Origin of the sequence: Cytobacillus citreus (assembly GCF_018343665.1) — a bacterium.
In the GTDB taxonomy this organism is placed as follows: Bacteria; Bacillota; Bacilli; order Bacillales; family Cytobacillaceae; genus Cytobacillus; species Cytobacillus citreus.
Genome location: NZ_JAGYPM010000006.1, coordinates 103,672 through 117,573, shown reverse-complemented (window position 1 = coordinate 117,573; position 13,902 = coordinate 103,672). Strand labels below are relative to the sequence as shown.

The window sequence follows — 13,902 nt, the reverse complement described above, 5'->3', positions numbered from 1 at the left end:
TACTATAGTATTAATCTCGAAAAAAATGAAAGATTGGACTTCTGAGAAGGACCAATGGATCCCCTGGGAGATTAGTTATTAAAAGCTCTCAAGAAATGATAGAGTAAGTAAGGCAATGCAGTCTTAGCAGTAGTATTACCAGAAAGAGTTTTGGTGAATCAATGCGATTCAATAAGGCTTAGCCTGATTCACTGCATTATCTAAAAGTATTGAAGGGGACTCAAAATGTCGGGTTTCACTAAACATATGTACACAAAAGAACTTGTGAGTATTAAGAAAGATCTCAGCAATTATGTTAATAAAATCAGTTTAGTTTTGCCAAAAGAATATGACTTAGTTAATATAGTGTCATTAATAAAAAGATATTATCCATTTGAGTGGCAGATATTGACCGAAAAATATAATTACTATTGTGCTAAGGATAGAAAGCTAAAAGTATTACAAAAAAAGGTTCGATTTAGTATGATGGAACCGAAACTATTAGTTGAAAGTTTGAATATTACCAGGAAGCTGTTGTCAAAGGAGTATATTGATTCATACAAGAATAGTTTTAATCATGAGGTGCAGATATCAGCAGAAGAGGGTCTTAAGAAAGAAAGAGAACCCAAAATAAAAAAGAGACAAGAAAAAATCACAATAGCAAAAATAAAAGCTCAGGAAGTTGAACCATTGTTTCTCGATGAATTGATGGGGTTATATGATAGAAAATCAACATCACAAAAAGATAGGATATATATTTTAAAAGAACTACAAAAATACTACTGCTCTAAAGTAATTGTCTTCTTTAAAAAGAAAGTAGAAACAGAATACAATAGACAGTTGCGAGAAATGGCCTTTTACCATTTGCAGGAGCTTGGACATTTTGCAGTATTAAGAAAACAGAAGTATATGCGCATTCCAAGTAAGAACAAGAAGCGACGAAAATTTTTGAAAGATGTGTATGCTAACGAAAGATTTAATATTAATGAAATCCCTGAAGAACTAGAGTATAGAATTCAAAACTCAAAAGAGCAAAGAATTAAGACTTACGATTATTTTATTTCGCATAGTAGTGTTGATTTTTATGAGATTCAACATTTGATTGGAGAATTGAATCGAGGGAAGAGAAATGTCTATTGTGATTGGATAAATGATAATGACTACTTAAAACGAAATTTAGTTGGACTAGCTACTAGAACAATAATAGAAAAACGAATAGAACAATCGAAAGCAATCATTTTTGTAATATCGGAACATTCTATGCAATCCAAATGGGTGAAATATGAATTAAATTACGCTCATGAACTAAATAAACCTATATTTGCAATTAGGAAAGAAGACATTTTAAATGAGTGTTATTCTATTAATAAATTTAATGATCTATGGTTCCTGGATAAGAATTATAAGAACATTATGCTCTTTGAAAGCAACAAAAAGTGAGGTCAGAATCGTTGCCAACAAAAGTACATACAAATTCAGTCTAATACTTTATTTTCAAGATTAATGTTGATGTTTCGGAAATTATTTTAATCAGTCTAAAACTTAATTCTCAAAAGCTGACGATTTTTCAACCGAAAAACCGCCTCAAATCAACAATTCCAGTCTAACACTTTATTTTCTTTGAACAAATTGAAAGCTACAAATAAAGTTTGATCATTTATAATATAGTTTGATTAAAAATCCTGTGTTGATATGCAGGATTTTTTCTTGTTCCACAATCGGGCCAGATTGTGGAGCAACCCAGTTATGGTATTATGCTGAAATTAGGAAGATATTGTGAAGAAATATACTTAAACAGGCAGTTTAATAGGGATTTTTCTAAAGTAAGAACCGAAATATTAAAACCATCTATTAAATTCGAATCAATAGATGGTTTTGTGCAGTTTATTTTATTTTAAAGGTTGGCAACATAAACTGCCTTCACCTTTTTCAAGTGCAGACTTTAAGCTACTTAGAACACCTGACCAAGCCATTTGATGCCAGTCAAATGCTTCTTTCCAATTATTATCTTCTTTAAATCCAGTATGTTCAACAATTACTTTTGTAGAATCGGTATCAACTGTTTTAAGACTAACATTAACAGTAGTTAATTCATTTTCATTATTCATTATTGATTCAAATTGATCTGGGCCTTTCCAAGTGAATCGTAACTCTTTTTCATCAACAAGTTTAATAATCTTGCAACCTTTGGTATTCATACCAGTTTTATTTCCTGGAATAAAATAAAGTTCATACGCCCCACCTTCCATAGCTTCTACTACTGTTTCAGGTGCGAACCATTCTGAAACTCGTTCAGATATGGTCCAAGCGTACCAAACTAAATGTAAGGGGGCATTAATTGTAACCTCATTAGTAATGGTTCTACCATTTGTAGTGGTTGTCAAAACAAATCCTCCTTTTGGAATTATTTTCATTTGTAGAATATCATTAATAGTAAGTTAAATAAAGAATTTTCTGATTTATTTAAAAAGAAAAGATTGTGAAGATTTGTACTTAAAGTAACGGGTAGCTTATGAAAGAATAAATAATTGATTTTTTGATTGAGATCATATTTTTATTTATTCCATTATAGGGCGCAATTCTTGAAGAGGGATTGTGCCTTTTTCAATAATAGGGCGCTTTCCTAGAGAACAAGGATCAGCGCTTATTTTCATTTTAGGACCAAATCTGGAATGGGGGGGAAATGGGGAGTTACTCAAGTAAAACATTTTGTTTGAAAAAGGATAATTGATATTGATCCGGTGAAAATAAGCCTAAAATAGTTAGGGTGATGTAAATGAATAAAAAATTTTCCTATTTATTGTTAATATCAATTATTTTAATTCATGGAGTAAATAATGAAACTATTTTTGCTAATTCTGTAAAAGAAGAAAAACCACCTAAAAGCGTTTGTATAGAAGAATCTGAAAAAGAATATCAAGAATTTAATAATAAGGTGTTAAAAGATATTGTTAAAAGCTTTAACTTAGATTTATCAGAGTATCAAGAATTTATATCTGATGACTTGATGTTAAAAGTAGGGGAGAAGCTTAATGACCATTCTGACAAGATGTCGCTACAGTCTTTATTTGTCGGAAGTAGTAATGGTTCAAGGCGACTATTTTTAAAGAATGGCTTAGAAGGAAAAGAAGGTTATTTTCTTTATAAGAAAATTAATGGAAACAATGTTAAAAAGAAGTTAAGTAAAATTGGTGAAGTATGGGTCGTTATGTCAGTGGATGAAAAGAAGGCCAAGAAGATTCGAATTAAGCGATTCAACTGGGATAAATGCTCTGAAAATTAGAATATACCGGTACATAAATATTTTTTCTTATTTTATTAAAGGGCGTAAGTGTTGAAGTTGAGGGTTGCTGCGGCAATCCTTTTTCTTATTCGACTAAGTGGCAGGTTTGTTGATAAAGGATAAACTCAACTTCATGTCGAATTTCTTGTAAATAAAAGAAAATATGAAGATTCGATAAAGCCATATTAAAGGTAGTAATGAGGAGGAAAAAGATGAATAAACCTTATAACATCATTTTAATTTTAGTGTTAATAATGAATATTGTTATGGGGGTTGCGTTATTTAAACAAAATTCATTACTTATTGAATATAAAAGTAAAATTAACGAACTTGAAGTAAAAGTGGAAGACTTGGATGATGTTGTTAAGGAACGAATTGTGTCTGGTTTGAGAGAAATTTCAAACAAAGATAATTGGAATACACGAAATGAATTTACAAAAAACAGAAAAGTGATACTAAGGGTTATGGAAGATCCAAGTCTGAGGGCGGGAAAATCCTTTGGTTATATATTCAGTTTTTCTGAACCATTTGAAACGTTTAATAGAAAAGAATTAGCTATTTATGCCTACCACAAAGAGACAGGAAATAAAATTACAGTTGTTCCTCCAAAAATCATAACTGATCCATCTTATGGGTATCCTAGTTTAGAACATTTTACTGCAACTTTTATAATACCAATAAGTGGTTTGTGGCGATATGAGGTAGAAATAGATGGTGAATTCTATGCAGATGTAATCCTGATGGTAAAAAAATGAGTTTTTGAGAATAGGTTAGTGTGCTTTAGTTAACTAACTGAGATGCCCATTTGATAGTTTTTTTCACATTTTCCATATTCAGCAATCGGGCGCGATTGTGGTGCAACATAGATAGGAAATGATCAAACTTTTTTATAAAAGAATGAACCAACTGAAAATATTAAGAGCGTGTTTTGATCAATCTTTTTTTCAAAACACGCTCTTTTCTATGATCGTTTATCAAGGTTATTAGTATCAATTTGATCAAACTTTATTTTAAAGCAACAATTGTGTTGTGTAGAGAAAATATTACCGCTTCTTACACAAAAATAAAGTACCTTAAATAAAAAAAACGTTCACAAACCGAAGGTTTCCTGATCCGATTCAGGTAGACCTTCGGTCTTTTTTATGCTCGAAAAAAGGTAGGGAAAAGGTCGAGAAACGCATGAGAAAAGGCATGAAGAAAAGCATGAGAAAGCAAGATACAACAGGGTTTAGCAACGAAAAAGAAAAAGAAAAAGCATGAGTAAAAGTGGGAAAGAAAGCGGGATAAAACCCGATCCTTAAACCTTAATTCTACTCTGTTATTATTATGTCGGATTCAGTGAAAAAACGTTACACAAATGAGGAAAAAGCGTGAAAAAAGTGGGAACGTTATTATTCTTTAAGCTGAAATGGAAAAGGAGGAGAAAAGGGCGTGAGGGCAAGCAGGACAAGGGTTTGAGCGGGGAAAGGCAGGAGAAAGAAGATGGACAAAGAATTTTATGTGTCAACATGTGTAGCTGTCCATCAACATTATAGTTGGTAATTTTACTTTATAATAGGTAACTAAAACATCATGGTGTCACCTTACAATAAGGTATCTTTAATAAAAGTAACATCACCCCAACCGAAGGTTCTCTGATACAGATCAGTTAACCTTCGGTTTTTATTATGCCTGAATAAAATCCTGACAAGACTTGAACAAGAACTAGTAATGTTAAGTGACAAAAAAGTTGCTTTAAAAATGTGAGTCTTTCTATTCAACAATCGGGCCAATTAATTGAATAAAAACAGATTAAATGGAAGGTAATTGATATAGAACAAATTTATAAACATGACTTTTTCTTTTTATTGGACCATAAGGAAGGAATTTAATGGGTGCATCTTGAAAATTACCTAAACTAATGAAAAAAATAGGAGGCAATAGTTGACTCATTCTGGTATAAAAATAATTAATTTTGATGACCAATGGATAAAGGAATTCAAATCAATAAAACAAGTAATTAGTAAGTCATTAAGTGATTTGATTATTAATATTGAACACGTTGGAAGCACTTCAGTCAAAGGGCTTGGAGCAAAACCAGTCTTGGATATAGATATTGTAATTGAAGATTACGATGTCTTCCCTAATGTTATTCAAGCACTTGAAAAGATAGGGTATTTTCACCAAAAAGAATGGAGTTTTGAAGGTAGAGAAGCATTTGGAAGAAAAAATACATCTACTCCTTGGGATGGAAAAGGTACAAAATGGATGGAGCATCACCTTTATGTTTGTAACAAAGATAGTAAAGAGCTCGCAAGGCATATAGCATTTAGAGATTACCTTCGTAATAACCCAGAAGCAGTAACTGAGTATGAAAACATTAAAAGGACTTTAGCAAAGACTATGAAAGACCGAACTTCCTATACGTCAGGTAAAACAGAGTTTATAAAAAAAATTTTAGAAAAAGTAATGGATTAACAATCAAATATCTTTTTAGTTCTTCAACAAAAGGGCACTTTTCTCTAACAAGGAAAGTACCCTTATTTATGTAAAGGGCCATATAATTGAACAACCCTCTTCAAAAAAAACGATATTTATAGTGAAGGATTTTCACTTATGAAGTTTAAATTTCCTAATAAATTTTTATAAAACATATGAATGTAAACGCTTATCTGTTAAAATTATGTAAAATCATAAAGGGGAATTTATTTAAAACGATTCACCATAAGAAAATCATGTTAACCGGATGTATATATGCACCGCAACATGATAACGAGTATATCCAGGATAATATGCGCTTCCTCATCGACAAAGAAGAAAATGGAGGAATAAATGAATATTGAACTTGAAAAGCTGATTTATGCTTTAAACCAACGGTTCAAGACGAATATCATCTCTACTGACTGCCAAACTATGCCGTTACAGGGCGGAACTGTGGGGAATGTGTACCTGGTAACGGGAATCGCCGAAACCGTGGATGGCGAAAAATTGCCGTACCGTATAGTGCTGAAAATCCAGAACAAATGGGAGCGTTACGGCGATCTTGGTTCATGGCGCCGGGAATATGATCTCTATTCGTCTGACTTGGGAGCGACTTTCTCGCAAGCCCTTCGTTGGCCGATATGTTATCACGCCGAGTTCAATGCCGAAGTTAATGAATACCATCTGTGGCTGGAATATATCGATGGCGTAACCGGTTTAGACTTGACCGGTGACATGTATGAAGAGGCCGCGTTGGAGTTAGGGCGCTTTCAAGGCAAGCTGTATGCGGAGAAACCCGCCGTGCTGCAGAGCCTGACCAACCTGAGCCATCCGGATCTCATGAAGAATACGTATTTGCATTACCGGTCATGGCCGGTCGTCTACGATTATATACGATCGGAAGACTGCGAATTGCCCCTGCACGTGCGGCAAATGCTCATCGACATCGATGAGCAAGCAGACGAGATATTCGCTCGTATTGAAAAATTGCCCCTCGTTCTATGTCACCGGGACTTCTGGGTAACCAATCTTATCTATGCTGACGGGAATTTCGCGCTTATCGATTGGGATACCAGCGGATGGGGCTACCTGGGCGAGGATCTCGCAAGCCTGATCGCGGATGAACCGGATATCGATAACATGGTCGAACACTACCAACGATGCATCCCTGCGTATTACAAAGGCTTTTCGGAGTATGCGGATGTATCCCGAATTTCCGATCATTGTGTCTACGAGATAATCCTTCTCGTATTCGGGTACAGGCTTGTCGAGGGGTATCTCCACACAGAGGCTGATGACGAGAAGACGAAGCATGTCCATACTCTCCAAAAAATCTATGAAATGAAAACCATACCCTTTATGGTTTAATAAAATTAACAGGCTATCACATCAGCCTGTTTTGTGTTTATCCCTAAGGGTCAATTTGGGTATTTTTGCATATCCCCCGAAAAAGGGTATGCTTATTCAAGATAAGGGCGCGATTGTTTAATAGGTGTCTCTTTCTTATTCAATTAACTGCCAATTAGTTGTATGAGAGAAGGACATAACATATTAGTCATATAAAATATGTTATGTCCTTTAATTTATCTATACTTTTTAATTTAGGTCTTGATAAGTTTTAAAAGTTTGATAATTTAAAATAAAGATCGATAAAAATCCTGTGTTGATATACAGGATTTTTTCATGTTCCACAATCGGGCCAGATTATTGAGGAACTTATTCGTCAATTAGAGTATTCGAGTTTGAATATATCATTAAAATTGTGAAGATTTTACTAAACTAATTGATGAAGGTTAGTTTAGTAAGAAAACGTTATAATGTAGGTGAAAGAATTTCATATATGTGGATTTAATTAATTGAAGGTAGCCATTCAAGGGGGAGAACGATGTACACATATTTAGAGTTTGAAAATAAAATGGTTGATGAATTAGTAGAATTTTTAACATCAGAAACATGGAGTTTTCATGGACAGGAGAATCCTACTGAGGAGTCTATAAGAGAAAATTTAGCCAACGGAAATTATAACGAAAATGGGAACCAAACATTTTGGATCATGGATAATCATACAAAAATTGGTTTAATAAGAATTTTTGATTTAGAAGATCCCATATGTTTATTCGATTTGCGATTGAAAGAAAAGGTTAGAGGCAAAGGAATAGCAAAGCATGTCCTTGATTGGTTAAGTACTTATGTATTCAATAATTACACTCATATTATTAGAATCGAAGGTCATACAAGATATGATAATTTTGCGATGAGAAAAACGTTCTTTAATAGCGGATTTGTAAAAGAATCTTATAACCGTAGATCCTGGAGACAAAGCGGACAATTATTTGATTCTGTTGGATATGCACTGATAAGAGAAGACTGGGAGAACAATACCAAAACAATAATAGAAGATAACTTTCCATACTAACTTAAAGGAAACATAGATGAAGAAAGATTCTGAAATGTAATAAGTGGTAATTGATCATGGATATTGCAGAAGGTTCTTAATACTGTTAAATGATCTTCCGTTAAAGGGCGCTTTCCTGTAATAAGGAAAGTGCTTTTGCAATATAAGGGCCAGATTCTTGAAGATTCCCCTTCTGAGAGAATCGGTATCAATGTTAAAATATTGCAAGAGAAATCAGGTTCCTAGAGACTTATAAGTTCAAGCAAATAATGCAGAGACGAAGGGAGGACGGTACTAACATGGAAAACGTATCAAATGTAGATAAATTGGAATCAATAAAATCCTTCCAATCGACAATCAGAAAACTCGAAAACTCCTTGGCTACAATGACTCAGAAAGGCGCAAATACCACCTTATTAAAGAAACGACTCAAAGCTAGTTACATCGGCTTAGCCATGCTCGAAAACGTTTGGAATCAAAGACCCCATCATTACACCATGGAAGATTTAGCAGAAACTCGCAATGTTCTTACTGGTTTATTTCCATCAATTGAGAACAGTTATGCTAAGTTAAAGGTAGGTAGTCCCCAAAGAACGCTTTTAGAAAGAAGAATTAAAGCGTTGGAGCTAGCTGTTAAAGCGATTGATGATCTTTCCAATGAATAACTCATCTAACTAAATGGAGTAACTGGGGCTTTAGTTCTAAAATAATTAAGTTATTTCAGGATTGAAAACACACCATTGTTATTCAAGTAAAGGGCGCATTTCTGGAAAAAGAATTGTACCTTCTTTAGCTATAGGGTTAGATTATCGTTATGGGTAATAGTCACGAAAAATAGCAAATATTATTATGCTAAATAGTTTTAAACGTAAAATATTACTTATGTGGTTGTTTAAAGATTTTTACCTATAAACTGGAATGGACCATTTTAATTAAAAAGGAGAAAAAATACGGTGGATAGTATAATCGAGAATGACGAGGTTGGAAGGGTTAAAGAAACGATTTTAAAAAATTTTGAAAACGTGAAAATTGATCATACAATAAAACTTGGTGAAGGTTGGATGAATCGTGCATACCTGATCAATCATAAGTTCGTATTTCGATTTCCAAAGGAAAAAGACGGAGCGATTGATACAGAAAAAGAAATAAAAGCGTTACCGAACCTAAAAAAACATATCTCCCTAAATATACCTCAATTTATTTATTGTGGGAAACAAGATAATGGATATCCTTTTGTCGGCTATGAAATATTGCCTGGAGTGCCTATGAATGAACAACTATTTCACTCATTATCATCGGGAACAAAGGACGAAATCGCCTATCAAATCGCAGAGTTTATGGATCAGATCAGTTCATTCTGTGTTGAACAAGCGAAGGATTTAAATATACAAGAAAGTAACTTCCATCAAGATTACTTCGAGATATTTCATGAGGTGAAGGAAAAAGTTTTTACTAAAATTGGTCAAGAAATGCAAACATATATTTCTTTTCGATTTAAAACATACCTGGAAAATAAAGACTACTTCAGATACTCACCTAAGCTCCTTCATGCCGATTTATCGTTGGAACATTTATTATTTGACCAAAAGAGGCAAAAACTAACTGGAGTCATCGATTTTGGTGACATAAGGATTGGTGACCCTGATTATGAATATTTATATTTGTTCGAAGAGTGTGGAGAAGTATTCACAAAAAAAGTGATGGCAATGAGAGGGGATGAAAACGTTCAACATAAGCTGCGAAAGCTCTCTTTTTTTCTGCTGGCCGATAACGTTGTACTATTATTAGAAGGCATAAAAAGAAACAGTAGCGAGATGGTAGAAGAGGCAATAAAAATCATTCAGTACGAAATGAAAAAACCACTAGCCTGAACACTACGATTAAAGCAAAGTTTATTCTACAAACGGGCGCGATTGTTTAATAGGTGTCTCTTTCTTATTCAATTAACTGCCAATTAGTTGTATGAGAAAAGGACATAACATATTAGTCATATAAAATATGTTATGTCCTTTAATTTATCTATACTTTTTTAATTTAGGTCTTGATAAGTTTTAAAAGTTTGATAATTTAAAATAAAGATCGATAAAAATCCTGTGTTGATATACAGGATTTTTTCATGTTCCACAAAAGGGCCATTTGAATACTTATGGTAATGATAGTATGGTGTTTCTGAAAAATTGTACTTAAACTATCTGGCCCTTAGTTGAACAAGGTATTAGTCCACTAATAATAGAATATTTATATAAAACTATTACTAGTAAAGAGGTGTTTCTTTTTGAATCGGGTATTAAGAAAATTAATTATAGCGACCATTTCAACTGTTTTGGCAACGCTAATTACATATCTAATTTTTTATAAGGACATCGATAAAGGTGTTCTAGTGCTTGTTTTTATAATATTTGCTCTTGGAATATTTACATATGGAATCGGAGTATCACTCCTTGCAAATTATTTTGCCAAAAAGATTAATCAGAAAGCAGTGAAAACTTTAATTAAATTTCTTATTTACTTAATCTTTGGTGGGATTTTTACCATATTTGGATTTATTGGTGTGTACAGTTTAATTGCTTCTTTTTGTTTTTTTATTACTGAAGAAATCATCTCAAGATAATACTAAATCAGAGACTTTATCATTATTCAAAATACGGTGGTTTTCTCTGGATAGAAATTAATCACTTAACAGATGCGTTAGTTAAACTAGCTTAATGTAGCAATTCATAATCATTATCTTGCTCTTCCTGGAATCGGGCGCGATTCATTAATATGAACGAGAGTCCTTTTTATATTTGAGACAGATACTTTAAGAAGGTTTTTAAGTTAATGATAAAGAAATAAAAAAGAATTATGTTTCTTGGGAGAGGTTGTAAAATGATTAAGGCTGTCATATTTGATTTAGATGGAACCTTGTTAAATCGGGATGAATCAGTTAAAAAGTTTATTGATAATCAATACAAGCGATTGAATAAATGGGTAGGGCATATTCCAAAAGAGAAATACACCATAAGATTCATAGAGTTGGATAGTCGTGGGTATGTTTGGAAAGATAAAGTGTATCAACAATTAGTCGATGAATTTGAAATAACTGGTGTTAATTGGGAAGTTTTACTTGGGGATTATATAAGCGAATTTAAGCATAGTTGCGTTCCTTTTCCTAATCTACTAAGTATGTTAGAAGATTTGAGAAAGAGCAACCTATTATTAGGAATAATTACAAATGGATATGGGCAGTTTCAGATAGATAATATAAAGGCTTTAGGTATTGAAAAGTACTTTAAAACTATTTTAGTTTCTGAGTGGGAAGGAATAAAAAAACCTTCCCCTCAAATATTTAAAAGAGCCTTGGAGCTACTGAATGTTTCAGCTAATGAAAGTATATTTGTTGGAGACCACCCAGAAAATGACGTGAAAGCTGCTCAAAATGTAGGGATGAAAGGAATTTGGAAAAAAGATTTTCAATGGGAAAATGTCAAAGCAGATATTATTATAGATGATTTTGCGGCATTACCCTTAATTATCAAAAATTTAAACAAACAATTAATTGAGTCTTGATAAACTAACGGATAGAAGCGCAGATGTTATTCCGTTAAAGGGCGCTATTGTTGAATTACGATAACACAGGGGGGGGAATCTTTAGCAGATAGGTGGTTTACAATTAAACATCCAGTTGCTTGATTAGCCAGGGAAAAAGGTTTTAAAGAATGTTACAAAATCATTTTGTGATTGAAACTGAGCGTGAAAGTATAATATTTGAAAATCGACCAGATGGTTTTTATTTAAAAGGACAACGTGTTCTTGATATTTTTTCTATCACTGAAAAATTAAAAAACTTTTCAATCGAGGAAGCTACTAGTAGTAATCAACTTACTGGTGAATTAAATGTTAGCATGGATTATATCTATCTGAATTGACCATATATTTTAATTTCAGAACAGAATGGAAAGGGAATTATAAGTCTTCGTAATGAACCTATCCAAAAAGCATATAAATTATAATTTATTGTTTCTGACAAGGAGTAAATAATGAAGAATATAGATTACCGAATCAAACACGAGGCAGATGAGTTTAGAGAGCAGCTCAATCGATGTTAAAAAAATATAATCCTAGAGACTACTCAGTATTAGTTTCAAATCTAATACATGAGGTACTTGAAGGTAGAAAGCACCTAAGCATTATCCCTTACATTTTTTATTACATTCTATCGAGGCTAATTGTTTGTATCATCACAAACATAGAAATGAAGAACTTACAGAAAAGAATTTTAACAAGATAATGAAGCATTATATTCAATACTATGATCCTGTCGCTCAACATTTTTTAGGTCAATACGAGGGTGTCATGCCATTTTTTGAAAAGTTGGACCGTTTCACCCCTTTGGATATGATTATCTAAAGGGGTGTTTTTGTGTCGAAAAGAAAAAGAACATCTAAAATTGATAAGTGGATTAAAGAGGGTCGAGGAACTGGCAGTGGGGCAGTGTACACATCTAAAAAATATTGTCCTTAAACAATAAAGTATGTACTTAAATAAAAAAGTCTGGTTGTGATCAGTTAAGTGTAAAGCTAAGTCATCAGTTTAATATTTATTATTTTCAAGGAAGAGAACAGAGCGATGTTCTCTTTTTTTGCGGAAGCAAGTTGAAGATAAAAGTAAAGGGTAAATAATGCTTTTGGACGATTATATAATTTTTTACTTAGCTTAACTGCTAATAGTATGATACTTTTTTAATATAATAATTTATTAGTTTTGAGAACATTCATTGTGTTGTTTTTATACAAATGAAATATAGGTGAGGGAAAGGATATTAGAATGGAAAGTAAAAAAGCAAGTAATATAGTTAGAATGATTTGGTGGGCAGTCTTTATCATTATTGCGGTATGGAGTGCATATATGTTGTTTGATGGTAGAGGAACGAAGGCTTTCATGGGATTGTTAACGATAGTTAGCTTAATTGCAATTGGTATTTGGCAAAAAAAGTCACGTTATGCATTTCCAGATTTCTTTGCCGGAATGACATATGTGTTTATTTTTATTGCTGTAGGATTGGGAACGTTTGGTGGATTTTATAGCATTCCTCATTTTGATGATTTTCTGCATTTAACTTCAGGGATATGGATTGGATGTGGAGCATGGATCATAATGGGGCTATTAGTAGGAAAAACTATTATTAATCAGCTTCCTAAGTTCTTTATTGGGTTGTATATTATTTTATTTGCGCTAGCAATCGCAGGAGCATGGGAACTTCTTGAATTTGCTGGTGATAAACTGTTTCATTTCACAGCACAAGGTCGAGATCATGATGATACGATGTTTGATATGATTGATGGATTAATCGGAGGTATCATCGCATCCGCTTTTATTATAAGAAGTCATAGCAAGAAATGAAGCTAAAGGGGTATCGTCTATTACGGACGGTACTCTTTTTTGTATTTAATATTTGTATAGAATAGCTAATAGAGTATGATGAAAGCAGGAATCGCTTATTATATGAATCTACAAATGCATGAAAGACTTGATTTTTGATGTTTTATTTAGAAGAACAAACTTTTTTAAGTGATTCATCACCGCTTTTTGTGAAATAGCACATCTTTTTTCAAAATGGATTCTTTTTGGTTCTCACTAAATAAGGGTTTGCAAAACATTTTTGAACAAACTTTATTCCAAACCAACACTTTTGTTATCGGAAATTAGAACTGTTCCGTAGCAAAATATTATGTACTGTAGGTAAAATTAATTGTTTCCTAACACGAGTGAAAATTGGAGAAACCCTCCAGTTTTCCTCGTGTTT

13 protein-coding genes are annotated in these 13,902 nt (G+C 32.9%); 12 read left to right on the top strand and 1 reads right to left on the bottom strand.

Translation table 11 applies throughout. The annotated features are described in order from the left end of the window. The first annotated feature begins 225 nt into the window (after positions 1–225). Complete coding sequence (locus KHA94_RS22155) at positions 226–1,419, top strand: toll/interleukin-1 receptor domain-containing protein (protein ID WP_213104286.1); 1,194 nt, start codon at positions 226–228, stop codon at positions 1,417–1,419. A gap of 449 nt (positions 1,420–1,868) precedes the next feature. On the opposite strand, the gene KHA94_RS22150 is transcribed toward KHA94_RS22155, so the two are convergent. Then, positions 1,869–2,363 carry an SRPBCC family protein gene (locus KHA94_RS22150; RefSeq protein WP_213104285.1) on the bottom strand — a complete coding sequence of 165 codons (495 nt, stop codon included), beginning with the start codon at positions 2,361–2,363 and terminating at the stop codon, positions 1,869–1,871. A gap of 392 nt (positions 2,364–2,755) precedes the next feature. On the opposite strand from KHA94_RS22150, the gene KHA94_RS22145 reads away from it, so the two are divergent. The 11 genes from KHA94_RS22145 to KHA94_RS22095 all read left to right on the top strand — a co-directional run bounded on the left by KHA94_RS22145 (position 2,756) and on the right by KHA94_RS22095 (position 13,499). Continuing rightward, complete coding sequence (locus KHA94_RS22145) at positions 2,756–3,262, top strand: hypothetical protein (RefSeq protein ID WP_213104284.1); 507 nt, start codon at positions 2,756–2,758, stop codon at positions 3,260–3,262. A 212-nt stretch (positions 3,263–3,474) separates the two neighbouring features. Next, entirely contained in the window at positions 3,475–4,017 is a 543-nt protein-coding gene (locus KHA94_RS22140; protein WP_213104283.1) for a hypothetical protein, read from the top strand. Between the two features lie 1,168 nt (positions 4,018–5,185). After that, positions 5,186–5,719 carry a GrpB family protein gene (locus KHA94_RS22135; RefSeq protein ID WP_213104282.1) on the top strand — a complete coding sequence of 178 codons (534 nt, stop codon included), beginning with the start codon at positions 5,186–5,188 and terminating at the stop codon, positions 5,717–5,719. A 354-nt stretch (positions 5,720–6,073) separates the two neighbouring features. Continuing rightward, on the top strand, positions 6,074–7,090 hold the full coding sequence (locus KHA94_RS22130) for an aminoglycoside phosphotransferase family protein (RefSeq protein ID WP_213104281.1): 1,017 nt from the start codon (positions 6,074–6,076) through the stop codon (positions 7,088–7,090). A gap of 517 nt (positions 7,091–7,607) precedes the next feature. After that, positions 7,608–8,138: a GNAT family N-acetyltransferase gene (locus KHA94_RS22125; protein ID WP_213104280.1), complete on the top strand. Its 531-nt coding sequence runs from the start codon at positions 7,608–7,610 to the stop codon at positions 8,136–8,138. A 278-nt stretch (positions 8,139–8,416) separates the two neighbouring features. Continuing rightward, positions 8,417–8,782: a hypothetical protein gene (locus KHA94_RS22120; protein ID WP_213104279.1), complete on the top strand. Its 366-nt coding sequence runs from the start codon at positions 8,417–8,419 to the stop codon at positions 8,780–8,782. Between the two features lie 288 nt (positions 8,783–9,070). Beyond that, on the top strand, positions 9,071–9,988 hold the full coding sequence (locus KHA94_RS22115) for a phosphotransferase (RefSeq protein WP_213104278.1): 918 nt from the start codon (positions 9,071–9,073) through the stop codon (positions 9,986–9,988). A 404-nt stretch (positions 9,989–10,392) separates the two neighbouring features. Beyond that, positions 10,393–10,728, top strand: coding sequence for a hypothetical protein (locus KHA94_RS22110; RefSeq protein WP_213104277.1), 336 nt, complete (start codon positions 10,393–10,395; stop codon positions 10,726–10,728). A gap of 257 nt (positions 10,729–10,985) precedes the next feature. Then, a complete protein-coding gene (locus KHA94_RS22105; RefSeq protein WP_213104276.1) occupies positions 10,986–11,666 on the top strand; it encodes an HAD family hydrolase in 681 nt (226 codons plus the stop codon). 149 nt (positions 11,667–11,815) lie between these two features. Further along, positions 11,816–12,025 carry a hypothetical protein gene (locus tag KHA94_RS22100; protein ID WP_213104275.1) on the top strand — a complete coding sequence of 70 codons (210 nt, stop codon included), beginning with the start codon at positions 11,816–11,818 and terminating at the stop codon, positions 12,023–12,025. 898 nt (positions 12,026–12,923) lie between these two features. Continuing rightward, positions 12,924–13,499, top strand: coding sequence for a DUF2238 domain-containing protein (locus KHA94_RS22095; RefSeq protein WP_213104274.1), 576 nt, complete (start codon positions 12,924–12,926; stop codon positions 13,497–13,499). Positions 13,500–13,902 lie beyond the last annotated feature (403 nt).